The organism is Agrobacterium vitis (genome assembly GCF_037039395.1).
GTDB classification, from domain to species: Bacteria; Pseudomonadota; Alphaproteobacteria; order Rhizobiales; family Rhizobiaceae; genus Allorhizobium; species Allorhizobium vitis_E.
This window is the reverse complement of record NZ_CP146241.1, coordinates 394515-419153: the sequence shown is the minus strand read 5'-3', so window position 1 is coordinate 419153 and position 24639 is coordinate 394515. Positions and strand designations below refer to the sequence as shown.

The following is a 24639-nucleotide window of genomic DNA, read 5'->3' as shown; positions in this document are numbered from 1 at the left end:
GATGATTGCCGCATCTGCGGCATGCATTTCGGCCTTCCGGCCAGCTGCGCGTTATGCGGTCCGTGGTTTTCCAGTCAGCCAGACATAGCGAAGCATGTTGTAGGTGATATTGGCCATGCCGATCTTCACCCTCGCTCGGCTGATTCCGATGGTGCGCACGAAGAGCTTCATCTTGTCCTTCTGCCGCGCAAAGACATGTTCGATGGCGGAGCGGACCTTCGAACGACGGCCGTTGGCGCGCGACATCGCCTCCGGCATGGGTTTGCCCTTTGGCTTCTTCTGATGGATGTCGGACTTTAGGCCATTGTCCTGCAACCATTCCTCGTTGGTCTTGGAGCGATAGGCCGTATCGGCCCAGACCGTCGACGCGGTATTGTCTTTGGTCACTACGTTTCGAAGCTGGGCTCCGTCATGGGCGCTCGCACTCGTCACCGTCCATCCCCGGATAAAGCCATGGGCTCGGTCGATGCCTGCATGGTTTTTGTAACCAAACATTGGAATGGCAATATCGTGCTGGCCAGTCGTCGTCGACGTCGGCGTCTCCGTTGGCCGTTTCGCCTTGGAATACTTCACTGTCCATCGCGCGTCGCGGTCCTTCTGGGCCAGCCTGGCGGGTTTATCCTTCCAGTCCTCAGGGATTTCGCCGGCCTTGATCGCGTCTTTCTCGTCCTGGCTGTTATGTTGCTTGGGAGCCTGGATGATCGTGGCGTCAACGATCTGCCCGCCTTTGGCCAGATATCCGGAACGTGAGAGATGCTTGTCGAAACGGGCAAACAGATTATCAATGGCACCTGCACGCACCAAACTCTCTCGGAACAGCCAGATCGTCTTGGCATCCGGCACCTTCTGCGAAAGGGAAAGGCCAAGGAAACGCATAAACGACAGCCGGTCCTGGATAACAAACTCTGCTTGGTCGTCGGAGAGATTATAAAGCGCTTGCAGCACCAGGATTTTAAACATCAGAACCGACGGAAATGGTGGACGTCCACCCTTCGATCCGTCGGACCGCTTCAGCGCCTTCGCTAAAGGTTTTTCAAATATCGCCCATGGAATGATGCTGTTGAGACTTCTCCAGCGGATCGCCGACGGCACTCAGCCGTTCGTAACGATCATCCAAATCCCAAAAGCCCGGTTGCCCACGCATCATCCGCTCCCAGAAAATCACACTGGCCGGATTGAATCATGAAACGCGGAAAATGGGGAGGTTTTTAGAGGTGTCCAGTTGGAGATCACCTTCACCACTCCCCATCCCGAACCCTCCCTGGCCAAAGAAATAGGTGATCTATTCCCTAATAATCTCGTTTGGCTTGCCAACGGATTGGAAGTGGCCCTCAACTGCACGAACTGTATCTGCCACACTCCCGCAGTGATTTTTAACGCCGCCAAGATAGACACTAAGGAGGACTTCTATTTCTACAAGGAAGGAATGACACCAATTGTCACGGAGGCCATGAAGGCTCTTGACCAAGAGCGCATAGAACTTTTGAAGAAGTTAGGTATCAAACCCCGCACTGTTCTCGATCTTCTCAATGGGTGGTACGGAAAGGATGCCGCAACAATCCATGATTTCGTATCGAAATCCGTTTCCCATAATGCCACCGAGGGAGCACCCAAGAACTTCAAACATCGTTACATCATGGAGGACGGTCGGATGTTGATCCTCTTCAGGGACCTTGGCAAGAAGTTTGGTATCAACGTCAAGAAACTCGAATGGGCTGTTGAGTCACTGAACATACTGGGGGAGATTGACCTTGAGAAAATTGGCATCACCCTGGCGAGTGCTGGCATGGAGGAAATATCGGCCGACGACATTGTTACCAAGTGGGGCAACAGCAAAGCCGAGGAATGAGGAGTCATTTGGTCTATGAAGCCGATTCAATTATGTTTCTTATTATTAGCTACTTTGTGATGTAACCTATGTTTGAGGCGTTGATCTAAATATCCATGCCAATATAATATTAAATAAATTGAATATTTTCTAAATTTTTAGATGTCCCTTTCATTATTTTAATAATATAAATTCATAGATCAATTAAAATATACGTATATATGAACGAACTATAAAGCAAAAAAAATTGTATGATCATGAAATACATTAAGACTTTGGGATATATTCTGATGTAAAAAAACAAAATTATCTGCGCTCATTGCTCTGTATTTGCCGAGCCCGTTAGGGATCGGCAAAGGCGAAAGAGCTGTGAGTGCGGATTTCGCTAAATCGGGACAGCGGTTTCAGCAAGTCGCGGACAAGCGTTTCGCTAAGTCGCGGACAACGGATGCGATCGAATCCCGGTTGCCTTGTTGCTGTTACGCGTGATTGTGTTCGGTTATTTCGTCGCCGGTCAAGAGCGTCGGCGTTTTTCGTTTGCGCATGCTGTCGCCTTCTAGAGTGATGCGGTGGGCGTTGTGAACAATGCGATCCAAAATCGCATCGGCCAAAGTGGCTTCTCCAATCATTTCGTGCCAGGCGGCCACCGGAAGCTGAGCTGTGATCAGGGTCGATTTCCTTCGATATCGCTCCTCGAAGATTTCGAGCAAATCGAGGCGCTGTCGGTCATTCAGGGTATGGGTTCCCCAGTCATCCAACACCAGCAACTGGACACCTCGATTTACCGGTCGCAGTTGGCAAGATGGTGCCGTGGATGTATTTCCGCGATGAACTCGCGCGGATGATCGCCCATTTTTTGTGATGATTGCCGCATCTGCGGCATGCATTTCGGCCTTCCGGCCAGCTGCGCGTTATGCGGTCCGTGGTTTTCCAGTCAGCCAGACATAGCGAAGCATGTTGTAGGTGATATTGGCCATGCCGATCTTCACCCTCGCTCGGCTGATTCCGATGGTGCGCACGAAGAGCTTCATCTTGTCCTTCTGCCGCGCAAAGACATGTTCGATGGCGGAGCGGACCTTCGAACGACGGCCGTTGGCGCGCGACATCGCCTCCGGCATGGGTTTGCCCTTTGGCTTCTTCTGATGGATGTCGGACTTTAGGCCATTGTCCTGCAACCATTCCTCGTTGGTCTTGGAGCGATAGGCCGTATCGGCCCAGACCGTCGACGCGGTATTGTCTTTGGTCACTACGTTTCGAAGCTGGGCTCCGTCATGGGCGCTCGCACTCGTCACCGTCCATCCCCGGATAAAGCCATGGGCTCGGTCGATGCCTGCATGGTTTTTGTAACCAAACATTGGAATGGCAATATCGTGCTGGCCAGTCGTCGTCGACGTCGGCGTCTCCGTTGGCCGTTTCGCCTTGGAATACTTCACTGTCCATCGCGCGTCGCGGTCCTTCTGGGCCAGCCTGGCGGGTTTATCCTTCCAGTCCTCAGGGATTTCGCCGGCCTTGATCGCGTCTTTCTCGTCCTGGCTGTTATGTTGCTTGGGAGCCTGGATGATCGTGGCGTCAACGATCTGCCCGCCTTTGGCCAGATATCCGGAACGTGAGAGATGCTTGTCGAAACGGGCAAACAGATTATCAATGGCACCTGCACGCACCAAACTCTCTCGGAACAGCCAGATCGTCTTGGCATCCGGCACCTTCTGCGAAAGGGAAAGGCCAAGGAAACGCATAAACGACAGCCGGTCCTGGATAACAAACTCCGCTTGGTCGTCGGAGAGATTATAAAGCGCTTGCAGCACCAGGATTTTAAACATCAGAACCGACGGAAATGGTGGACGTCCACCCTTCGATCCGTCGGACCGCTTCAGCGCCTTCGCTAAAGGTTTTTCAAATATCGCCCATGGAATGATGCTGTTGAGCTTCTCCAGCGGATCGCCGACGGCACTCAGCCGTTCGTAACGATCATCCAAATCCCAAAAGCCCGGTTGCCCACGCATCATCCGCTCCCAGAAAATCACACTGGCCGGATTGAATCATGAAACGCGGAAAATGGGGAGGTTTTTAGAGGTGTCCAACTGAACACGTGCCAGCTTGTCGATGAGGCGCGGAAAGCGTCCATCGAGCCTGGCAAGTGCGAGATCCTCGAAGAGCCGCGGCATACGAACGTAGAGGACAGAGTAGTCGAGGCGGGCCGCCTGTCTCGCAAAGGCGCAGGCAATCCAAGTTTTTCCAGTGCCCGTTTGGCCTGTCAGGATCAGGTTCTCGTTTGCCTTCAGCCATGCGCCCTGCGCCAAGGACAAGACATTGCGACGATCAAGGCCGCGGTGAGATCTAAAATCGATGTCTTCGATCGAGGCATTGGCAAATCGAAGCTTTGCTGTGGCGAGCCGATTGGTCAGCCGTCGGTCGGTTCGTAGTGCGATCTCGCGGTCGAGCATCAGGCCAAGCCGTTCGTCAAAGCTAAGATCATTTCCATGAACTTGCTCGATAAGTTCGCGATAGGCGGTTGCCATTCCGGCAGGACCAAGCGCACTCATCTGGTCCAGTGTTGGATGTGTCAGCATTAGATGTCCTTTCATTGGTAGTAGGTTTTGCCGCGGATATTGCCGTGCGGCGGTGCCGGCTTCACGGTCTCGCTTGCGGCAGGAGCCTGATCGAGACCAGATCTGAGAATGTTGGCGACAGACGAATAGGTCAGCGCATTGATGACCAACGCACGCTCACAGGCCAATTCCAGCCGATCGGTTTCGTAACGACGCGCCAGGGAGAGAATGCCCTGAGCGGATCTGTAGCCTTGCTCCGGGTGCGGCCGATCGCTAAGCAGACGCTCGATAAATATCGCAGTATTGGCCCCAACCTTCGCCGCTTCCTTGCGCAACGTGTGAGGCGTCGTGTTTGCATAGCGCTGGTGAGCTTTCGGCATATGCTCATTGACAGTGATATGGCCGGAACGCTGGGAGCTTCGGATGTGGCTGGCGACCCGCTTGTGGTCAAAGAAGATCTCGACCGCTCGATACGTCAGCCTGATATCGACCTTCCTGCCGATCAGACCGTGCGGCACGGAATAGAACGTCTTATCGACGTCGACATGGTAATCGGGATGAACCTTGGCGACCTTCCATTCCGCGTATTCAAACGGCGTTGGCGGCAGTGGCTTGAGCTGGGAGCGCTCGACCTCATCGAACAGGGCTCGCCGGGATTTTCCATACCGACGCATGGTACGGGTGTTAAGGTCCTCGATCAGAGCGCTGATGCGGATATTGAGATCGACAAGGCTGAAGAAACGGTCGTTTCGAAGTCTGGCCAGAACCCACCTCTCGACGATTAAAACCGATCCCTCCGCGGATGGTTTATCCCGAGGACGCCGCGGCCGTGCTGGCAATACGGTCGTATCGTAGTGTTCGGCGAAGGCAGCAAATGTCGCGTTCAACGTCGGTTCGAACCAGAGAGCCTTGGCAATCGCGGATTTGAGGTTGTCGCAGATCGTTGTCTTCGTCACCCCACCGAAGTAACTGAAGGCTCGCTGGTTCGCCTCGATCCAATCCGGCAGCTTCTGACTGAAGCTGGCATAGGAGAACACCAATTGCGATGCACTCAGCACGGCCGCATAAATCTGTGCTGCCCGGATCTCGCCAGAAGACGGATCGATGATCGGGATCGTATGGCCGGCATAGTCGCATTCCATCGCGACACCAGCCACATGACGACTGCGATAGGTGGGTTTGGCGCGGCTCTCATAATCAGCAAATCGGCAGCAGAACCAGGTGTAGCCGTATCCATCCGGATGGACCTCCCGGTATTCCTGCCATAGCAGGTTGAGCGTCACGCCTTTGCGTTTCAACTCGCTGGCCACTTTCGGCCAGTTCGGTTCCTCGCTGTCTCGAGGAGGTCGCCCCATCCGCCGGAATAGTCGCTGCTCCAAGAGCTCGTCATCATCCAGACCGGGTGGAAGTGGCCATGCTGCAAGCCCCGCCTCCCGCGCCCGCAGCAGATACGTTGAGACCGACGTCTTGCTCATCTTCAGCCGCTCAGAAACGGCGCGTATCGACAATTCCTGCTCGAACGTCAGCCGCAGTATCGATCAAATGTCTTTCACATCAGTATGTCTCGCTTGCTTCCGTCTAGGCATTAGATCCTCGCTTAAAACACGAGGACAAATTGCCGGATCGGCGCTCACGAGATTCGATCTAAATCCGCTGTCGCTTCTGTCCACGACTTACTGAATTTGCTGTCCCGAACTTTCTGAATTCGGTGTCCGCGACTTACTGAAATCTTTGTCCGGGATTTTGTGAAACCCGCACTGTGAGCGCAGATAATTTTGTTTTTTACATCAGAATATATCCTGCCATGCCTCACTGCCTTGGCGACACGTTCCATTGCTGCTCAGTAAGCATCCGAGGAAGGCCGCGGGATAGGGCCTCGCGCGCGTATCGGAGCCGGGCTAGTCTGATCGGATTGCGCCGGTTTTTATGAGCCGGCTGCGTCCTTAGAGTCTTCTCTGATTGGGATCGTTGAAGTCAAGCTGCTCCCGATCTAAATTTCGGATCATACCGCCCCGCGGGTCACTCGCTTCTCTTCGCGGTCGGCGCGTGGCCGCCGCATGATGGGGTCAGGAAGGCAAGGTGTCCCAATCTGTTTCACGACCTTGGGGTTTTCGCCCTCAGGTTCGAGACTCTAAACGAGATCACCTTGCCCATCGTCCCCACGGGAACGATCCGATTTGCCTTTCAAGCAGAACTTGCTGTTTGTGCCTTTTCCCTCCGGTTGTTCATCATCAGGCTGCTGCGAGGTCGGCCTGCTTTCCGAAACGGAATGCGGAACCGTCGCACCACATGCGATGCAGGATCACCGCAAGTTTTCGGGCGACTGCGACGCGTGCCCGCGCCATGCCGCGGCGCTTGGCAATGCTCATGCCCCAGGCCCTGAGGCTCGACCATTTTTTCGACCGCACCAGCAGCGAATGAGCTGCTTCATAAAGCGCGGTTCGAGCGATTTCGTCACCACATCGGCTGATCCGACCCTGGATGTCGGTCTCGCCGGATTGATAGCGCGACGGCGTCAGGCCGAGATTGGCACCGACATCGCGCGACCGACGGAACCGGTCTGGGCGATCGATGGTGGCACGGAAGGCCAACGCGGTGATCGGTCCTACGCCGGGCACACTCATCAGCCGACGGCATGTCATCTCACCTTTGGCAACGTCGAGCACCTGTTTCGTCAGTTGGGCGAACTGTTCCAGCATCGTGGCAAGCACGGCCAATAGCGGCTCGACCAGCGCCATCACCAGCGGATCGCTGTTCGCTATCTGGCGCGCCTTTCCTGCAAAGTCTGCACGACTTGGCGTCCCAAGCTTGATGCCGCCCTCCCGCAGAATGGCGCGCACCACATTCTCGATCGAGCGCATCTCGTTCATCACCGTCCGGCGTGCGACCAGAAGCGAGCGCCACAGCCGGCATTGGCGGCTCTTGACATGCACCCGCCGGAACCAACCGGTGCGCATGATCTGTGCCAAGGCGCGTGCATCATTGCGATCGGTCTTGTTGGGCATCGTCTTCATTGCCGCATTGGCCTGGCGCGTCTCGATGCAAATCGCTGCCAATCCCGCGCCCCGCAACCCGTCATGCAGCCAGGCCGTCAGCGAGCACGCTTCAAGGCCAATGCGCTACATTGGCAGACCAATATCCTCAAGTGCTGCGATCAACGCCTGCGGCTCACTCGCCGCCCGCGTCTCCTGCACGATCCGGCCGGTCTCGTCGACGATACAGATCGATGTTTCTTCCAAAGACACGTCCATTCCAGCATAGTACATCATGGCTGCTTCCTTTCGATGCTTGTGGCCGATCAACACGGACCACGTTCTAACATCCTCAAGGGGAGCAGCCACACCCGCGGCGCAGACCCCAATCACCCCATCTGTTCAAGAAAGCGGGTATCGAGCGAGCCTTCTTGTCATGAGCTTGATCATTGCTGTTTGGATGAAGGCTAGGCTTGTGGCCGAGAAACGCTCGAAATCCTTTGCCATTCGGCGGTTTATGCCGAGCCAAGCCAGCTTTCGTTCGACAATCCATCGCTTCGGTAGCACCTGGAAACCGGCCTGGTTTCGTTTGATAATCTCCATCGGTCGCGGGCTGGCCTCTTCTACCGTTGTGCCCTGATAGCCGCCGTCGCCACAGATTTTCTCGATAAAGGGAAAACGGTTGGCGAGCCTGTCGAAAACAAGTGCTGCTCCATCACGATCCTGAATTCCTGCCGAGTGGACCTCGGCTTTCAGAAGCATGCCAAGAGTGTCGACCAGAATGTGCCGCTTGCGGCCCTTGATCTGTAGAGTCGAGGACGGGCGCGGTGGCGAAGCCCCGTTTCCCGTCCCCGCTCATCAAACCGGACGTGCGGATTTCCCGCATCCGGCTTTCCGACTGGCTTCATCGTAAGGCCCACGGCGACGACCGCCCGCGCTCGCGTCGAAGGCTCAGAACGGCCAGTTCCCCGTAGACATGCTCACGGGAAAACCGGTCCGTCCCACGCCCTTGCACTTTGTGTCGTTGTCGGAGGAAGTGCCGCGTCCGATCATAGACATGCTGATCGACGGCCTCGTATGCGGACGCCAGAGCGCCGTAGGAAAAGTAGGCCGACCATCCGCGCAAGACGCGGTTCAATCGTGCCCTGACCTCATCCCATGCACCCTTGTTACCCGGCACCAACAGTTCGCCAACCTTCAGTTTGACCCTCTGCACACTCTTCTTGGACGGGCTTGCTCCCAGATACCAGCGCCCTCCGTTGGGCAGGTGGCGCGGTCCCAGGGTGTACCCAAGGAAGTCAAAGCTTTCGCGCCGGGCATCCTTCACCGAGGTCTTCGCCTCGTTGAGCGTCAGCCCCAGATTCGTCATCACCGCCTTCGTCCACGCCAGCGCCTCATCCGCGCGACCGCGGCTGAGGATGGCCCCGGCGCGCACGACGAGAGACGTCAGCGAGTTCGAAGAACTTTCGGCGCGCATGGACTTACCTCCAACGCTCACGACCACGTCTCTTAAACGCAGCCGCTTGGAGTGGTTTGAGCCCAGCTGCGCTGTCGAGATTGTTACCGCCCCACCTTCCACGTTTGGCCAAATGAACCGCCCTCGTTCCAGCCGCCGGGTAAACAGGCAGGCGCCCAATCCGTCATGCCAGATGATCTTGATCACGTCAGAACGACGACCCCTAAAGCAGAAAAGGTGACCACTCAGCGGGTCATGCTTCAAGATTTCCTGCACTTGAAGGGCCAAAGATGGAAAGCCGCGCCGCATGTCCGTATAGCCAGTCGCCAGCCAAACCTTCACGGTTGTGCCCATCGGAAACGGGTTCATAGTTAAAGTGTCTCCAAGCCGCGGATGATCCGCAACAACGCTTTCACATCGACCGTCTGATCAACGACGACGCGCCGACCGTTTGCGATCACCACCTCCATACGGCTGCTATTCGGCATCCGGCATTCTGTGGGAGCTATCTGCGCAGCATCTTCACCTGGCACGGTGCGTTCCGGAACGACCAGGGCTGGAACAAACCCTTCCGATGAACCATTGCCAAGTCTTCCTTCCCGCGCCGCCTTGCGCCAGCTATTCAACTGAAAGCGGGTGATCCCATGGCGCTGGGCTGTAACCGTCACCTGCCGGGGAGCAGAGAGGCTCTCTGCTACAATCGCAAGCTTGGCTTCGTCACTGAATCGGCGGCGCCGACCGCTGTCCACAATCTCAAGGCGGCTCACCTGTTTACGGTCTCTGATAATGTCCATGGCTACAACACCGGCTATATTGACGTCGATATAGCCAGTGCTCTTCCATATTCCTCACCCGTACAAGACGGCCTTCACCGGCTTGCAATTACCCACATCTCGGTGTCGCTGCTATTTCAGTCCCGAGGCGAACATCAGTCAACCGTCTGAGGCCGCGCCAGACGACTGTATTTCCCGGCGGTGGATCTGATGTTCTTGCAAGGTAACCACCTAAGCGAGCGAGTTTGATGAGATAGAAATTTAGCGATCCCGGCTTCGCCTGCCGGTTACCTGCGTTGCTGACCGTTTGATCGAGAATTTCAATTTCCTGTTCGGTGAGAGCAGCAGTTGGCGGTGTTTCGGGCGCAGTGCGCGCAAGCATTGTCAACCAGAGCACTCGCCAGCTCATAATGCAGAACACGGCGACGAGGTTTGCCAGTCGATCGGCCGTTCGTAATCTTGCATCTTCAGCCCGGCAACCGGACTTCAGGATCTTATGGAAGACCTCAATCTTCCAGCGCATCGCATACCATTTGATTTTTTCGACTGCCTCCTTGCAGCTATTCACCTCAAGATCGGTCAGGAGCTTCCACTCGATGCGCTTGCGGCCGGCCGAGGGCTGGGCTCCACCGCGTGAATGACGGTCAGGTCCAATGCAGGATATCGTTTCTTCTTGCCGATGGGTGGCAACACCCGGATCCGTTTGAATCGGATATCCAGGTGGACTTTAGTGACCTCGTCAGTATCAGCGCGAACTTCGATCAGATGCCGGCCAACAGTTTCAACATCGCGCATTTCAGCCGATATCGTGTGATCTCCGTTGCCAGCCAAACGGTCGACGACGGTGCGGACGACGAAGTGCGTGCCAAGCTCCCTGGTCAGGCAGTAGAGTTCGTAGATATCACTTTCGCGATCGCCGACATGAATGCACCGGTCTGGTTGACCGAGAAGCCCGACGGATTGGCGAAGATTTTCCAGCCAACGGATGCTTTCCTTGCCCTCGATCGGAACACGCGTCGGATTGATCTTGCGTTTCAGCTGGGCCGTGCCCTTGAACTTGTCGCGGCTCCAGAATTTGACGGCCGCCAACCCCAAGGGTAGCCCATCCAAGGTTACAGCAAGGCTCGAATGCATCAATATTCCGCAGACCGTGTGGTGGCGCAGCCGCTCCTGTTTGTCTCGGCCACTGTTGACGCTCTTCGTAAAGCCAACGGCATGCGGATTACGGCGCTGATAGGTGAACTCGGTTGTGTCCTGCAGCACCAGGATCGGACCTTGGGAAGCAGCGTAGCGCTGAGCGGTCGCGGCAAAATGACCGTTGAGGATATCGCCTTCCTCAACATTCGGGTTGGAGAAAATCCGATAAGCGGCTTTCGTGTTGGCCCAGTCCTGGCAGGCGAAAGGAATGGAGCCGCCCATGTGCTCTCCGAGCTGTCGTAAAAGCTCTGTGCAGCGTCGGCCAAGGCGAGCATCCTTGAAACACCCCGCGTCTATTTCCTGCTTGCTCCAATGGCTATCAATATCAGCCATCACATCGTCTCGAACCGACATAAAGCACCACCTTAAAAGAATCAGGTGCTCGACACAGAATCACAAGTGATTGAACTAAGCCGCTGATCGCGGCGATTCGTGGCGGGCTTTGACGAGAGCGCCCTGACTGAGAGGATGGTTGTGTTGCAACCCACCCTTCAGACAGGAGGCCCCGATGGCTGAGATAAGCCCTCTTCGCCGCCGAATGATTGAGGACATGACAGTCCGCAATTTGTCCCCGGCGACCCAAAGATCCTACATCAGTGCAGTCCGGAAGTTCAGCCGCTATTTCGCCCGATCACCTGATCGACTTGATCTTGGGGACATTCACACGTTCCAGGTTCACCTTGTCTCAACGGGGATATCATGGGCATCTTTAATTCAGATCGTGTGTGCTCTTCGATTCTTCTATGGCATCACGCTTGGCCAAGACGATGTCCCCGATCGGATCCCGTATGCGCGCGAACCACGCAAGCTCCCCGTTATTCTATCGGCAGACGAGGTGGTGCAATTCCTTGAGGCCGTCTCCAGTCTGAAGGCGCGGGTAGCGCTGACCACAGCTTATGCTGCTGGCCTCAGGGTCGGCGAGGTCTGTGGTCTGAAGATCGAGGATATCGATAGTTCCCGGATGGTGATCCATGTTCGTCATGGCAAAGGTGCCAAGGCGCGATACGTGATGCTGTCAAACGAACTGCTGGGCATTTTACGCAGTTATTGGCGCCTATCGCGACCCACCGGGTTCCTTTTTCCAGGGCGCGATGCCGACAGGCCAATCGAACCGACAGTTTTGAACGCCGCCTGTCGATCAGCAGTTGCCGCTACTGGCCTTTCAAAGCGGGTTACCGTCCATACGTTGCGGCATTCCTTTGCAACGCACCTTCTGGAGAATGGCACCGATATCCGGATCATTCAGGTCTTGCTTGGCCATGCCCATCTATCCAGCACTGCGCATTATGCACAGGTGTCCACTGACACCATCAGGTCGACCGCCAGTCCCCTTGACCGTTTGCGATTGGAGGTGACTCCGCCGGAAGGGTAGCCGGTTGCGTCCCGCCTTCGAAGTCGCCGACATCTTTCGGTGGCATGGGGGATCTTACAGACGAGAGAACGCCGGTCATCTTGGCCGCAGCGAACGACGCGTCATGGGAGCAATAGAAGCCTGCCGGACACCCAGGCTCGGGGGTCATGTCGATGCTTGCGATCAGTGCGGCAGAACCCGCATCTCCTATAACTCATGTCGTAATCGCCACTGCCCAAAGTGTCAGGGAGCCGCTCGCAAGGATTGGGTCGACGCACGCATCGCCGATCTCTTGCCGGTCCCCTATTTCCATGTGGTCTTCACGCTACCACGTGATGTCGCTGACATCGCCTTCCAGAACAAGGCGGTCGTCTATGCATTGTTGATGCAGATCTCGGCCGAGACCCTGCAGACCATCGCAACTAACCCCAAGTGGCTAGGCGCAGAGATCGGCGTCACCGGCGTACTTCACACCTGGGGCCAGGCGATGACCCACCATCCCCATGTCCACTGCGTCGTACCGGGCGGAGGCCTCTCACCAGACAGAACAAGGTGGATCAATTGCCGATCGGTACTTGCCTATCTTGGCCGCTACACCCATCGTGTTGCCATCGCAAACAGCCGCATCGTCCATGTCGATGACGACCATGTCGCCTTCAGATGGAAGGATTATCGTGGAGACGGTCGCGACCGTGAGAAGATTATGTGGCTTCATCCCCACGAGTTCATCCGGCGCTTTCTCCTTCATGTGCTTCCGGATGGCTTCCACCGCATGCGCCACTTTGGCTTCCTCGCCAATTGTCATCGGCGCGATCGTATCGCTCTCTGCAGAAGCCTCCTCGGCCAACCATCACCGACAGGCGAGCGATCCCATTCGACAAAATCTCAGCAGGCCCATTCCTTCGAATGCCCCGATTGTCAGCGCCCCATGCGTCGAACTGGCGTCACCGTTGCCCCTGTACCACCGCCTCGGCCATCATCCTTCTGGTGCGATACTTCATGATGTCAGACAACCGCAAACATCACAGCATATTCCCACTCGTCCAGCGCTGTGCCGGCGATCGATATCGCTCGACCCCCGCAAGATCGAACCGCTTCAGATCCCGGTACATTTGGCCCACAGGTCTGCAAGGTCTCCGGCAAAACGCTCCCGAATGTCCATTCTCAAGATCAGCGACACCCTCGGAGCAATCGGGACGGCATGGTTCCGGCTCCGCCGACATAGGGCCGCTTCTCAATTCCCCATAGCAGCGTCGAACAACCCGCGTCTTAGTTCAATCCGGCTTACATGAGGCCGCCCGAACCCGCCGCGCTGTCCCATGCGACCTCAAATAACCCTCCAGATTCTTTCGATTCAATATTTCAGCAAAAGCTTTCCGTAAATGAGTCAGCTACTTATGGGTAATTGCAAGCTTCCTCGGATGCGTACGCTGCTCACGCAGACGAGGAACGAGCAGGACGCGACCTACAAGTGGTCATCGCGCGCTACACGTATAACCCTAGGGAATACATAAAGCAAAAAAACGACTTTGACACTTATGCGGCAAGCATAATATTCAAGTTACAAAAGAAATAAGGAGCGGAACAAATGTTTAAAAAAAGACGGATTAAGTTGATAGGCTTATTCACAGCTTCCATGCTCGCAGGGTGTGGTTATACTGGCGTCGCAAATTCTGCCACTTTAAAGGTTGGCATGGCAGCCGCCGATATTGCCACACTTGATCCCACTAGAGCGACAACCACCCAGGACTTGGCAGTGGTTTCTTGGATTTTCAACGGACTTGTTCGATTTTCACCTGGGAGTGCCGACCCAACCAAAATTGAACCCGACCTTGCCGAAAGCTGGACGACCTCGCCGGACGGCTTGGTTTGGACTTTTAAACTTCGCAATGATGTCTCATTTCATGGTGCCTATGGCAAGTTGACAGCGGAGGACGTGGTGTTCTCTCTTCAACGGGCAAAAAGCCCGGACACGTCCTCTTATTCAAGCGACTATGCCGCTTTTAAGACAATTGAAGCCATTGACCCCTTGACGGTCCGCATCACTTTGAGCGAGCCTGTTGCTGGATTCCTCGGGCTCGTTGCCAATTATCACGGCGGAAACATTGTGAGTAAGAAAGCGGTGGATAAGCTTGGGGCAAATTTCAAAACGCAGCCTATTGGTACCGGTCCTTTCATGTTCGAAAAAGCTGTCACCCAACAGGCCGTATATCTAAACGCATTTCCAACATACTTCAGAGGCAAGCCGAAAATCGATGACATCCGGGTCGACCTTATCCCGTCAGACTCAAGTCGTGAGCTGGCCTTCCGATCCGGAGAGCTTGATCTGATCTATGGCAAAAGGGAGCAGCGTTGGGTCGACCAGGCGAAAGGCTGGGAGGGCTCGATTGTCGACATTTTCGCTCCCGGCGAATATCGGACTTTATTTATCAATTCGACGCGCAAACCTTTGAATAACGTCAAGGTACGCCAGGCCATTTCTAAAGCAATCAATGTGGACCAAATCGTTCAGTTCGTCGGTGAAAGTGTAGCTCCCAAAGGCTGTTCTGTGGTTCCCAGCGGCTATCTCGGCGAAGATTGCACCTGGGCTTATAAATACGATCCCGAGGGTGCGAAGGCGCTTCTTGCAGAAACCGGTTACAAGGACGGCCTGACGTTGTCGGCAGTGGTCTCGTCCAGTTCTGCGCAGCAGCCTATCATGGAAGTCATTCAAGCCCAATTGGCAGAAGTCGGGATCGATATGCAGATGCAGGTGGTCGATCACCCGACATATCACGAACAGATCAGAAAGGATTTGAGTGATCTCGTGTTCTACGGTGCGGCACGTTACCCTGTTGCAGACAGCTATCTGAGCCAGTTCTACGAATCCAGCGCCTCTATCGGCAAGCCAACAGCCGTTACGAATTTTTCCCATTGCGATGCAGCCGATGCCGACATCATGGCTGCTCGCAAGGCAACGACGGACGCCGAGCGGAACAAATTCTGGTCGTCTGCCCAGAAGAAGATTCTCGATCAGGTATGCGGTGTTCCTCTGTTCAGCCTGATGCAGGTTTGGGCTCGCAGCAAAGCTCTGGACTATGGGTATGAGCTCACCGGATCCCTGAATCTGGCACCCCCGATTACGGAAAGAACGAGCCTAAATCAATAAAACGTTTTTCGCGCCGGGAGTTTGACAGGAAAACATCTTAACAGGGTTTTCTGATCAGAAACAACGGAAAAAAATGAGAGGCCGTCTGGTTCAATCTGGACGTGACGGGCTCTCGCCTTGACCGAAGGAAAGATAAATTTTTCCGGTCGGCTTTTTCAAGGGATTAGCCTTGGCGTCCGCGCCGCAGCATGAATCTCCTCGATGAAGTCTGCAACGAGACTGCTGTTTCTTGCCCGTGTCGGACGGATGATACCATAGCCGAAATCAATGGTGGGGCGAAAAGGCCGGGTGATGATCCGGTCCGCCACAAACTCAATTGCCAAGGGGTCGGCGACCGTCACGCCCAATCCGGCCGCCACGAGTTCGGCAACGTTCGGAGCTGTGGTCGCCTCGATGACGATCCGGGGCGTGATTGAGTACTGTTCAAACGCTGCATCGACCTTGGTACGCATCGTTCCCGTCGGGGCGAAGGCAATAAACGGTTCATCCTTGAGGTCATCGGGACAAAGCTCCGCCTTTTCAGCGAGCTTATGACCGAGAGGCAGGGCTGCCACGGCAGCAGAGCAATGCATCCGCTCGACTACCATAGAGGGATGTTCCAGGCCGCTGATAACCAGCGCCAAATCAAGACGACGAAGCAAGACCGCTTCTGTCAAAAACCGGGAGCTACGTGCTTCGATGGAAACGAATACATCTGGATGCCATATTTTAAAACTCGAAATGACCCGGGTTATGAACGATCCTGACAATGCGGGCATTGCGCCTATGAGCAAATGTCCATGTTCGTCACGCCGAATGGCCTCGACCGCACGGGCGAGTTGGTGGACACCGCCGAAGATACGCTCGACTTCTTCGTATAAGCGCATGCCCCGTCCAGTCGGCACCAGACGTCCGCTTTTGCGCTCGAACAGCTTGAGGCCCGTATCAGCCTCCAGATCCTGGATCAGCTTACTCGCCGCGGGTTGTGAAATCCGCAGTATAGCGGCGGCAACACTCACAGTTCCCGATTCAATTACAGCCATTAGCGCCTCCAGTTGGCGCAAGCTTGGATTTCGCATTCGTCATAACCCTTATGAATATGGACGGGAAAAGAAGACGTTCAAAGTTTTACCTTTCATCACAAGCATGAGCAATAACCAACGGAGATCAAAGTGAGCGCGGATGTTCTAGTTATCGGTGCCGGTATCGTCGGCGCGGCGCTTGGCTATGGGCTCGCCCAGACAGGACAACGGGTTGTTGTTCTGGACGGGGAGGACAGGGACATGCGTGCGGCCCGCGCTAATTTCGGGCTGGTCTGGGTGCAAGGAAAGGGCGCGAGCGCGCCAGCCTATCATCATCTCGGACGGCAGAGTGCGGATCTCTGGCCCAACTTTTTGAAAGAATTGACCGGAAACGTCGGGATGAAAGTCGACTATTCGCGCCGGGGTGGATTGATATACTGCCTGGGGCAGAATGAATACGAGGAGCGGGACGCCCTCAACAAGCGTATGCACAATCAGACCGTTCAGGCCGATACCAGAATGATAGATCGCGCCGAGCTTGAGCGGATGATGCCCGCCGTCGTTTTCGGTCCCGAGGTGGTGGGTGCGAGCTATTGTGAGGCGGACGGGCACGTCAATCCATTGCAACTTCTTGCCGCCTTACATCGCGGAATCGTTAACCTCGGTGGAACGATCCATTATCGCCGGCGGGCTGAGACAGTTACACCAAAACAGGACGGTTTTATTGTCAAGGCCGGGTCTACAAGCTTTGCAGCGCCGCGCGTTGTCGTGGCCGCAGGCTTAGCAACGCCCTCCCTTACCGATCCGCTTGGGCTCACCATTCCCTTGAGATCCGAACGTGGCCAACTGCTGGTGACCGAACGGCTTGCGCCCCTCCTCCCCTACCCCGGAAGTGGCCTGCGACAAACAGCGGACGGCACCATCATGATCGGTGCAACCAAGGAGGAAACCGATGATCATGGCGTCAGCGTTTCTTCGGCAACAAGACTGGCTCTTCGGGCAACACGGACAATACCCGCTCTCGCATCTGCAAAGATCGTGCGTCAATGGAGCGGTTTTCGGATTATTCCACCCGATGGCTTGCCGATCTACGCTGAATCCAGCGAGCACCCAGGCCTGTTTGCGGCCGTGTGCCATTCCGGTGTGACGTTGGCCGCCGTTCATGCCGCAATCATTGCGCCCGCTATGCTTGCGGGACGACTGTCCGATGACATGTCAGCGTTTTCAAATGGAAGATTCGATGTTCAAAAGTGTGCTTGAGCGCCTGGGAAAACCCAGTGATATGTCCGTGCTGGTGAATGGCCAGGCCGTACCCGCATGGGAAGGAGAGACCGTTGCCAGCCTATTGCTGCGAGTGCCGGGCGCAGGGCGGAACTCACCGGTCAGCGGAGAACCGAGATTACCGTATTGCCAGATGGGCGTGTGCTTCGAGTGCCTGGCAATTGTTGACGGCGTGGCCTCGACGCAAGGGTGTCTGGTACCCGTTAAAGCAGGCATGAAGATCGACAGCCAACACGGACACCGGGGGATTTCCCGATGAGTTACGATGTAGCAATTGTCGGCGCGGGACCTTCAGGCATGGCTGCCGCAGTAACTCTGCGCCAACTCGGAGCATCGGTTGTCGTGATTGACGAACAGCCGTCTCCTGGCGGGCAGATTTTCAGAGGAATCGAGCGTAATCTCAGCAGTCCGGTTTTCCCGGCGCTGGGCAAGGATTATCAAAAAGGTCGAGCCCTCGTGGAAGCATTCCGTGCATCAGGTGCCGATTATTTCGCATCAACACAGGTCTGGCAGATCGAAGACGGTTGGTCGGTGTTCGTAACATCGCAAGGCAAAGCTTCACGTCTTTCAGCCCGGGCTGTGCTTCTGGCAAACGGCGCGCAGGAAAGGCCTGTTCCATTTCCAGGCTGGACCCTGCCTGGCGTGATGACGGTTGGCGCGGCACAGATTCTGCTGAAATCCGGCGGCATGTTACCCCAGGGAAAGCTATGGATCGCCGCGGCTGGACCGTTGCCACTTCTCTACGCTACTCAGGTTCTGAGCCTTCAAGGCCACATTGCTGGTTATCTTGATACGTCGAGATCGCCAAGTCTTTCTGCGTTGGTGCAGCTTCCAAAAGCTTGGCGTGATTTTGGAAGCCTGCTGAAAGGATTGCAGTGGCTTCACAAAATCAGACGCAGCGGAATATTGGTCAAAGGTTTCACGGATCTGGAGGCTGAGGGAAATCAGCGTCTCGAGCATCTTTCCTGGAAAAGACACGGACAATCTCACCGGGTGGAAGCGGATATATTGCTGGTGCACGAAGGTGTCGTTCCCCGCATTCACGAAACTTTGGCACTGGGTTGTGTACACACATGGAACGATGCTCAAGGCTACCTCGCACCAAAGCTGAACCGTTGGGGAGAGACAAGCCGGGAGGGACTTTTTGTAGCGGGTGATGCCTGCGGTATCGGTGGTTGGCTGGTGGCAACTCTGTCTGGTGAAACCGCCGCTTTAGGATTAGCCAGGCGCCTTGAGATTTCGTCCAACACGGAAGAACTGCGTCGACGAACAGGTCTCGATCAAAGGCGCAGACGCGCGCTTGCATTGCGACCCTTTCTTGATGTCGCTTACGCCCCGTCTAGACCACGTCTGGCCGATAATGTGATCGTCTGTCGCTGTGAGGAAGTCACAGCTGGGGCCGTCCGCGCGGCAGCAAGCAACAGCCCGGCCGATCCAGGAGCGATCAAGGCAGCTACGCGATGTGGCATGGGCCCCTGTCAGGGACGTCAGTGTGGATATACGGTGCAGGCACTTGTCGCCGAGGCGCACAACATCCCGATAAAAGACGTCAGCTTCTTCAATATTCGTCCGCCGTTGAAACCGGTCACGCTTGGTGAACTGGCGAGCCTCGAGAGCGGGGAGAATGCCGCATGAAAACGGACGTTCTTTTCATTGGCGCAAGATTGTACGGTCTTCGCGCTGCCTTAGAAGCAGCGATAAGGGGCCTTTTTTTCGGCAAGCTTTCTGAGCGCCATTTCTTCGGCCAGCACGCTTCGGACACCACCATTGCCGATGTCAGCATACCGGGGCGGCAATCAGCCAGTGTTAATATCTCAATACCGACAGCCTCAATTGACGCCGCTGTAACTGTTGTTGCCGAACTCAAGCACTTCAAAGTGATGAGAGTCTGGTCAAGCATGGAAGCAGTGATTTCGGATCACCTTGCCGGCATTGGCTTCTCTCATAAAGTCAAAGGGCCCAATGACGTCTCTGCCGTTTCCGGAGCCACATTCCAACTTGTTTCCTTTGTTGGACACATCCTCGCGGACCTGATGTCCGACAGTCAAACCAATCATAACCTGGACGCCTTCCTTGCAAGCCGCGTCTCAAAAGAAAGGATTGCCGCATGATCGGTTATGGGATCCGAAAACTCCTTCTTGCAATTCCGACATTGATCGCCATGCTGACAATGGTGTTCGTGCTGGTGCGTCTGGTACCGGGTGACGCTGCAGTTGCCATGCTTGGCGATCGGGCAAGTGACGCAGCTCTCCAAGACTTGCGCGCGCAGCTCGGCCTCGATCAGCCGATCGGCGTACAGTATCTACATTTTCTCTCCGATATGATCACAGGAAATTTCGGCCGTTCTATGGTCAGCGGCCGTACTGTGTTTGAAGAAGTCGCTCTGGTTCTGCCTTACACACTGGAACTGGCGGTCGCCGCCATGCTGATCGGTGCGATGTTTGGAATTCCCCTGGGAATCATTGCCGCCGTTCGCCGCAACCGGTGGCCGGACTATGTGAGCCGCTTTTTGTCACTGCTCGGCCTGTCGTTTCCCGGTTTCGTTTCGGCAATACTATTGCTGCTTGCTTTTGCCGTATGGTTGCAGTGGCTGCCCGTTATGAGCCGGGCCTCCTCTGATCCGATCAGCCATCTGCGCAATCTACTGCTGCCAGCTATCAACCTTGGGTTGATTATGACGGCATATATTGCGCGCGTCACCCGTTCATCGATGCTGGATGTCATGGGCGAGGACTACATCCGCACCGCACGCGCCAAAGGTGTCCATCCGCGAACGCTCATCCTGCGGCATGCGCTCGGCAACGCGCTCATCCCGATTGTTACGGTGGTTGGTCTGTATTTCGGCACCCTGATCGGAAACTCGGTGTTGACTGAAATCGTCTTCACACGCCCCGGCCTTGGCAAGCTGATCCTCGGTGCGCTGCAATCTCGCGACTATACGATGCTCCAGGCACTCATGGTGGTCTTTGCTACCTTCGTCATCCTGGTGAACACCATCACCGATCTCATTTACGCCTACGTTGATCCAAGAGTGAGTCTCGCCCAATGACCAAAGCCGCCCTTTCTTCCATCTCGCCGCAGCGACAACCGAATGTGGTTTTTGCGGCTTTCCGTCGCAACAGTTATTCATGGATCGGCATAGGCCTGCTCACGTCGATCATTCTCCTTGCTGTTTTGGCTCCTGCCATCGCGCCATATGATCCGCTGAAGCAGAATATTCTTCACCGCCTCAGCGCACCTTCCGCACAATTCTGGATGGGAACGGACAGCTACGGCCGGGATGTTCTCAGCCGGCTATTGTATGGGGCGAGAATTTCGCTCTCGATCGGCTTTCTGTCGGTGATGATCGCCATGGTCGTCGGTTCGATCATCGGTATATTGGCAGGCTATATTGGCGGTATCTTTGACCAGATCATCATGGGGATTGTCGATGTGATGCTCTCCTTTCCGACCCTGCTGCTGGGTCTGATGGTTGCCGCAATGTTAGGTGCCAGTTTCGAGAATCTCATCATCGCCATTGCGATTACGGAAACAGCGCCTTTTGCCAGAGTAGCCCGTGCGCCAACAATCGCGGTCAAACGCCGCGAATTCGTCGAGGCTGGCAAATCGCTCGGTTTTTCGCCAATTCGCATTATGGGCGTTCATATTCTGCCGAACATCCTTTCCGACATCGTCGTTGTAGCATCGCTTTGGATGGCATCGGCCATTCGAACCGAAGCGTCCCTGGCGTTCATCGGTCTTGGGGTGCGGCCTCCAACCGCGACATGGGGGGGTATGATACGGGAAGGTTTCGAGAATATTCTTAGCGCCTGGTGGCTCGTATTGTTTCCGTCCCTTGCGATACTCCTGACCGTACTCGCATTGAATATTCTGGGGGACGCGTTGCGCGACGCGATCGATCCGAAAACAAGGAGCGCGCAATGACGATGGCTTTTCAAAACACGCCGGAATCTTCACCAGTCACGCCCGTCGTTTCTGTACAAAACCTGACGACCTCATTTAAGGTCAACGACCAGTGGAAGTCGGTTATCCGAAATATCTCATTCGACATTGCACCGCGCGAAACGGTGGCGATTGTTGGAGAATCCGGATCGGGCAAATCTGTGACGTCGCTTTCTATCATGCGTCTTCTGGCTGCTCAATCGAGCCGAATAGAGGGTACGGTGAGATTGGGCGGCAGAGATCTGCTCTCACTACCTGAAGACGAGATGCGACGAGTACGCGGCAATGAGATTTCCATGATATTTCAGGAACCCATGACATCGCTCAATCCGATTATCCCCATCGGCAAACAAATTGGCGAAGCGTTGAGTGTCCATAAGCAGATCTCCAAGGCTGAAAGCAAGGCTGAGGTTATCAGACTACTGGAGAGGGTGCGTATACCGAATGCCACTGGCCGTTATGACGAATATCCTCATCAGTTTTCGGGTGGCATGCGGCAGCGCGTCATGATTGCCATGGCACTTGCGTCCAGGCCTAAGCTGCTGATTGCCGACGAGCCGACGACAGCGCTCGATGTCACCGTTCAAGGACAGATCCTCGATCTCATCAAGACGCTTCAGGAAGAGGAAGGCACCTCAGTTCTCTTCATTACGCATGATATGGGTGTCGTCGCGGAAGTGGCAGACCGAACCCTCGTCATGTTTCGCGGAGACGCGGTGGAAGTCGGGGAGACCGCAGACATATTCCACCGGGGACAACATCCTTACACACGCGCCCTTCTATCAGCAGTACCGCAGCTAGGGTCAATGAACAATCGAGAGTTGCCACTCCGTTTTCCTGTGATCAATCCGGTGAGCGGCGAACAGCAACCTTCTCGCGATGTCGAGGATACAGTTCGCAGAGACAGCAAGCCCATTTTAGAGGTCCAAGACCTCACGATGCGTTTCGATATTCGCCCCGGGCTGTTGGGACGCAAATCTGGAGCTGTCCACGCAGTGGAGAAGGTCTCTTTTGACCTTTTTGAAGGCGAAACTCTCTCACTGGTGGGAGAATCCGGCTGTGGCAAGTCAACCACAGGGCGCTCGATTACAAGGCTTGTTACACCCACAAAAGGCAAGATTTTCGTCGATGGCCATAACGTATTGCAAATGAACAGTAGCTCATTGAGAAAAATGCGCCGCTCGATCCAGATGATTTTTCAGGACCCATACGCCTCTCTCAATCCACGCATGAGCATAGGCTCGGCGATTGTCGAGCCGTATATTCAACATCGTTACGGAACCCATGCGCAGGCACGAGACAAGGCGGCCTCTCTCATGCAAAAGGTGGGGCTTTCTCCCGACATGATGCAACGCTTTCCGCACCAGTTCTCGGGCGGCCAGCGCCAGCGTGTCGCAATTGCCCGCGCCTTGATGCTCGACCCTAAAATCATCGTTGCCGACGAAGCCGTTTCAGCGCTTGACGTATCGATCAAAGCACAGGTCTGCAATCTCTTGCTCGATTTGCAACAGAGCCTCAATCTGGCCTTTCTGTTTATTTGCCACGACATGGCGGTTGTCGAGCGGGTGAGCCATCGTGTGGCTGTGATGTACCTCGGAGAGATTGTAGAGATCGGGCCGCGAAGGGCTGTTTTCGAAAACCCCCAACATCCCTACACGAAGAAGCTTATGTCGGCAGTGCCGATACCGGACCCTTCACGCCGCAGAATGCATCGCGGGATAGTCGCCGACGATCTAAAAAGCCCGGTCCGGCCGATGGGGTATGAGCCTCCAATTCGGGAATATCGCGAGGTTTCCAAAGGTCATCTGATCCGGGTCGAACAATTTGACTAGGGCATTTCCAGGAACAATGGATGCCGGTTTTGCGTAAATGCGTGAAAACAGAGACCACGGTGCTTCACTGTCCTTAAAGAAACGCGACATGCGACCAAAAGGACCAAGGGCTAACTGCCCGCAAATAATGACCTATCATAAAATTTCACCGGACACAGCCAAAGATGGCTAGTCTCCGGGCTTCTGAGGTATCGCAACATGGATGTAGCAATTGCCGGAGCTGGCGCAATCGCGATCGGGTACGCAGCACTCCTTCACCAAAACGGCCACCATGCGAGAATATGGTCTCCATCTGGCCGACGAACTGAAGCACTCAATCAAGACACGCCGATGCAGGTGAGCGGGGCCTTGTCTGCCAAGTTCAATCCAGGGGTCTGCCAGCGCGCAGAAGAACTTACGGAATGTGATGTCGTCGTGCTGGCCCTCCCCGCTTACGGCCACCGATTTGTTCTCGACAGTCTCGTGCCACATCTCACGTCGAGACACACCGTCATTATCAGCGCCCACCTTTCGTTCGCCGGCTTTTATCTCGCCCAAAAATTGGCGCAACGTGAAATCGAAATTCCCATCGTAGTTTGGAACACCACCGTTCTGACCGGCAAGGCTCAGTCTGGGCACGACATCAAAATTGGTGCGATACGCGGCAAGGTTGATATGGCTTTGGTTCATGCAGCGGACGCGCATAAAGCCCATGAGCTTTGCACAGATCTGTTTGGCGACCGGTTCGATGTGAAAGACGATATCGTCACCATAACGCTCAGCAATATAAACCCGGAAAGTCACCTGGGCACGGCACTTTGCAACCTCACACGCATCGAGCTCGGCGAGACCTGGGGACAAAGAGTCACGATGACCCCTGCCGTTAGCAGATTTATCGAAGCATTGGATTGTGAGCGTCTCGCCATAGCAGCTGCTTTTGGGAAAACAGTGCCCTCCATCCTCGATCATTTCAGCAAATCTTTCGGAATAACGGCCACGAGCCTGGCCGCACTATCCCAAATTCTTGTCGCCAAAGGTAACGATCCGGCTGGACCGCGAGACATCAACACGCGATATGTTCTGGAAGACGTGCCCTTTGGTCTCATACCGATTCTCGAGCTTGCAGCACTTGCGAATGTGGATGCACCTCTGCATCGAAGTGGAGTTGAAATCCTGAGTGCCTGCTATGGCCGGAATTTCGCGACAGACAATGATATATTACCTCAGTTACAGCTTTCCACGCTGGTTCAACCGATGACCCTTAAGTGAGCTTCGATACCGACGCATAAGTCTCGATAAATTCGCTTACCGTGATCGCATGCCAGAGGAT

At 55.2% G+C, this 24639-nt stretch carries 20 protein-coding genes and 4 pseudogenes; 12 read left to right on the top strand and 12 right to left on the bottom strand.

Features of this window, described 5'->3' with window-relative positions; all coding sequences use genetic code 11:
- Nucleotides 1-51: 51 nt before the first annotated feature.
- A pseudogene (locus tag V6582_RS01905) lies at nt 52-1144 on the bottom strand (IS5 family transposase).
- A 78-nt stretch (nt 1145-1222) separates the two neighbouring features.
- On the opposite strand from V6582_RS01905, the gene V6582_RS01900 reads away from it, so the two are divergent.
- On the top strand, nt 1223-1849 hold the full coding sequence (locus tag V6582_RS01900) for an NAD/NADP octopine/nopaline dehydrogenase family protein (protein ID WP_156634946.1): 627 nt from the start codon (nt 1223-1225) through the stop codon (nt 1847-1849).
- A 458-nt stretch (nt 1850-2307) separates the two neighbouring features.
- On the opposite strand, the pseudogene V6582_RS01895 reads toward V6582_RS01900, so the two are convergent.
- The 10 genes and pseudogenes from V6582_RS01895 to V6582_RS01850 all read right to left on the bottom strand — a co-directional run.
- A pseudogene (locus tag V6582_RS01895) lies at nt 2308-2595 on the bottom strand (ATP-binding protein); the annotation flags it as partial.
- A 144-nt stretch (nt 2596-2739) separates the two neighbouring features.
- Complete coding sequence (locus tag V6582_RS01890) at nt 2740-3831, bottom strand: IS5 family transposase (protein WP_349508847.1); 1092 nt, start codon at nt 3829-3831, stop codon at nt 2740-2742.
- A 75-nt stretch (nt 3832-3906) separates the two neighbouring features.
- Nucleotides 3907-4398: pseudogene (locus V6582_RS01885) on the bottom strand (ATP-binding protein); the annotation flags it as partial.
- An 11-nt stretch (nt 4399-4409) separates the two neighbouring features.
- Nucleotides 4410-5912 (bottom strand): IS21 family transposase, encoded by a 1503-nt coding sequence (gene istA / locus V6582_RS01880; RefSeq protein WP_337739420.1) that lies wholly within the window; start codon nt 5910-5912, stop codon nt 4410-4412.
- A 696-nt stretch (nt 5913-6608) separates the two neighbouring features.
- A pseudogene (locus V6582_RS01875) lies at nt 6609-7646 on the bottom strand (IS110 family transposase).
- Between the two features lie 105 nt (nt 7647-7751).
- A complete protein-coding gene (locus V6582_RS01870; protein WP_257625639.1) occupies nt 7752-8153 on the bottom strand; it encodes a transposase in 402 nt (133 codons plus the stop codon).
- A gap of 100 nt (nt 8154-8253) precedes the next feature.
- Entirely contained in the window at nt 8254-9174 is a 921-nt protein-coding gene (tnpB, locus tag V6582_RS01865) for an IS66 family insertion sequence element accessory protein TnpB (protein WP_234889910.1), read from the bottom strand.
- Nucleotides 9175-9176: 2 nt separating this feature from the next.
- Entirely contained in the window at nt 9177-9599 is a 423-nt protein-coding gene (gene tnpA / locus V6582_RS01860) for an IS66-like element accessory protein TnpA (RefSeq protein ID WP_156634899.1), read from the bottom strand.
- 88 nt (nt 9600-9687) lie between these two features.
- On the bottom strand, nt 9688-10146 hold the full coding sequence (locus V6582_RS01855) for a hypothetical protein (protein ID WP_337739419.1): 459 nt from the start codon (nt 10144-10146) through the stop codon (nt 9688-9690).
- A gap of 11 nt (nt 10147-10157) precedes the next feature.
- Complete coding sequence (locus V6582_RS01850) at nt 10158-11108, bottom strand: IS4/Tn5 family transposase DNA-binding protein (RefSeq protein WP_234889909.1); 951 nt, start codon at nt 11106-11108, stop codon at nt 10158-10160.
- Between the two features lie 175 nt (nt 11109-11283).
- Between V6582_RS01850 and V6582_RS01845 the strand changes: the two genes are divergently transcribed.
- The 3 genes from V6582_RS01845 (at nt 11284) to V6582_RS01835 (ending at nt 15274) form a co-directional block, all read left to right on the top strand.
- Nucleotides 11284-12147 carry a tyrosine-type recombinase/integrase gene (locus tag V6582_RS01845; RefSeq protein WP_349508852.1) on the top strand — a complete coding sequence of 288 codons (864 nt, stop codon included), beginning with the start codon at nt 11284-11286 and terminating at the stop codon, nt 12145-12147.
- A gap of 4 nt (nt 12148-12151) precedes the next feature.
- The gene (locus V6582_RS01840) at nt 12152-13129 is read left to right on the top strand and encodes an IS91 family transposase (RefSeq protein ID WP_156634944.1); all 978 of its coding nucleotides are present in this window, start codon (nt 12152-12154) and stop codon (nt 13127-13129) included.
- 585 nt (nt 13130-13714) lie between these two features.
- Nucleotides 13715-15274 carry an ABC transporter substrate-binding protein gene (locus V6582_RS01835; RefSeq protein ID WP_156634866.1) on the top strand — a complete coding sequence of 520 codons (1560 nt, stop codon included), beginning with the start codon at nt 13715-13717 and terminating at the stop codon, nt 15272-15274.
- Between the two features lie 155 nt (nt 15275-15429).
- Here the strand turns inward: V6582_RS01835 and V6582_RS01830 are convergent, their stop codons facing one another.
- A complete protein-coding gene (locus V6582_RS01830; protein ID WP_156634865.1) occupies nt 15430-16332 on the bottom strand; it encodes a LysR substrate-binding domain-containing protein in 903 nt (300 codons plus the stop codon).
- Nucleotides 16333-16425: 93 nt separating this feature from the next.
- Between V6582_RS01830 and V6582_RS01825 the strand changes: the two genes are divergently transcribed.
- The 8 genes from V6582_RS01825 to V6582_RS01790 all read left to right on the top strand — a co-directional run bounded on the left by V6582_RS01825 (nt 16426) and on the right by V6582_RS01790 (nt 24578).
- Complete coding sequence (locus V6582_RS01825; protein WP_337739417.1) at nt 16426-17535, top strand: NAD(P)/FAD-dependent oxidoreductase; 1110 nt, start codon at nt 16426-16428, stop codon at nt 17533-17535.
- On the top strand, nt 17438-17815 hold the full coding sequence (locus V6582_RS01820; protein WP_349508851.1) for a (2Fe-2S)-binding protein: 378 nt from the start codon (nt 17438-17440) through the stop codon (nt 17813-17815). The genes V6582_RS01825 and V6582_RS01820 overlap by 98 nt, the downstream gene beginning before the upstream one ends.
- Entirely contained in the window at nt 17812-19191 is a 1380-nt protein-coding gene (locus V6582_RS01815; protein ID WP_156634863.1) for an FAD-dependent oxidoreductase, read from the top strand. Before V6582_RS01820 ends, V6582_RS01815 begins: the two co-directional genes overlap by 4 nt.
- Entirely contained in the window at nt 19188-19667 is a 480-nt protein-coding gene (locus V6582_RS01810; protein WP_156634862.1) for a hypothetical protein, read from the top strand. The genes V6582_RS01815 and V6582_RS01810 overlap by 4 nt, the downstream gene beginning before the upstream one ends.
- Nucleotides 19664-20605, top strand: a complete 942-nt coding sequence (locus tag V6582_RS01805; RefSeq protein ID WP_156634861.1) for an ABC transporter permease — start codon at nt 19664-19666, stop codon at nt 20603-20605. Before V6582_RS01810 ends, V6582_RS01805 begins: the two co-directional genes overlap by 4 nt.
- The gene (locus V6582_RS01800) at nt 20602-21480 is read left to right on the top strand and encodes an ABC transporter permease (protein ID WP_156634860.1); all 879 of its coding nucleotides are present in this window, start codon (nt 20602-20604) and stop codon (nt 21478-21480) included. The genes V6582_RS01805 and V6582_RS01800 overlap by 4 nt, the downstream gene beginning before the upstream one ends.
- Nucleotides 21477-23330, top strand: coding sequence for an ABC transporter ATP-binding protein (locus tag V6582_RS01795; RefSeq protein ID WP_156634859.1), 1854 nt, complete (start codon nt 21477-21479; stop codon nt 23328-23330). Before V6582_RS01800 ends, V6582_RS01795 begins: the two co-directional genes overlap by 4 nt.
- Before the next feature lie 198 nt (nt 23331-23528).
- Nucleotides 23529-24578 carry an NAD/NADP octopine/nopaline dehydrogenase family protein gene (locus tag V6582_RS01790; RefSeq protein WP_156634858.1) on the top strand — a complete coding sequence of 350 codons (1050 nt, stop codon included), beginning with the start codon at nt 23529-23531 and terminating at the stop codon, nt 24576-24578.
- The last annotated feature ends 61 nt before the right edge of the window (nt 24579-24639 follow it).

What these genes read in the sequence shown, in the direction of transcription:
- tnpA (WP_156634899.1), bottom strand. Translation starts at nt 9,599, where the DNA reads ATGGACATTATCAGAGACCGTAAACAGGTGAGCCGCCTTGAGATTGTG.
- V6582_RS01790 (WP_156634858.1), top strand. Translation starts at nt 23,529, where the DNA reads ATGGATGTAGCAATTGCCGGAGCTGGCGCAATCGCGATCGGGTACGCA.
- V6582_RS01795 (WP_156634859.1), top strand. Translation starts at nt 21,477, where the DNA reads ATGACGATGGCTTTTCAAAACACGCCGGAATCTTCACCAGTCACGCCC.
- tnpB (WP_234889910.1), bottom strand. Translation starts at nt 9,174, where the DNA reads ATGAACCCGTTTCCGATGGGCACAACCGTGAAGGTTTGGCTGGCGACT.
- V6582_RS01810 (WP_156634862.1), top strand. Translation starts at nt 19,188, where the DNA reads ATGAAAACGGACGTTCTTTTCATTGGCGCAAGATTGTACGGTCTTCGC.
- V6582_RS01805 (WP_156634861.1), top strand. Translation starts at nt 19,664, where the DNA reads ATGATCGGTTATGGGATCCGAAAACTCCTTCTTGCAATTCCGACATTG.
- V6582_RS01800 (WP_156634860.1), top strand. Translation starts at nt 20,602, where the DNA reads ATGACCAAAGCCGCCCTTTCTTCCATCTCGCCGCAGCGACAACCGAAT.
- V6582_RS01845 (WP_349508852.1), top strand. Translation starts at nt 11,284, where the DNA reads ATGGCTGAGATAAGCCCTCTTCGCCGCCGAATGATTGAGGACATGACA.
- V6582_RS01850 (WP_234889909.1), bottom strand. Translation starts at nt 11,108, where the DNA reads ATGGCTGATATTGATAGCCATTGGAGCAAGCAGGAAATAGACGCGGGG.
- V6582_RS01815 (WP_156634863.1), top strand. Translation starts at nt 17,812, where the DNA reads ATGAGTTACGATGTAGCAATTGTCGGCGCGGGACCTTCAGGCATGGCT.
- V6582_RS01835 (WP_156634866.1), top strand. Translation starts at nt 13,715, where the DNA reads ATGTTTAAAAAAAGACGGATTAAGTTGATAGGCTTATTCACAGCTTCC.
- V6582_RS01820 (WP_349508851.1), top strand. Translation starts at nt 17,438, where the DNA reads ATGCCGCAATCATTGCGCCCGCTATGCTTGCGGGACGACTGTCCGATG.
- V6582_RS01830 (WP_156634865.1), bottom strand. Translation starts at nt 16,332, where the DNA reads ATGCGAAATCCAAGCTTGCGCCAACTGGAGGCGCTAATGGCTGTAATT.
- V6582_RS01890 (WP_349508847.1), bottom strand. Translation starts at nt 3,831, where the DNA reads ATGCGTGGGCAACCGGGCTTTTGGGATTTGGATGATCGTTACGAACGG.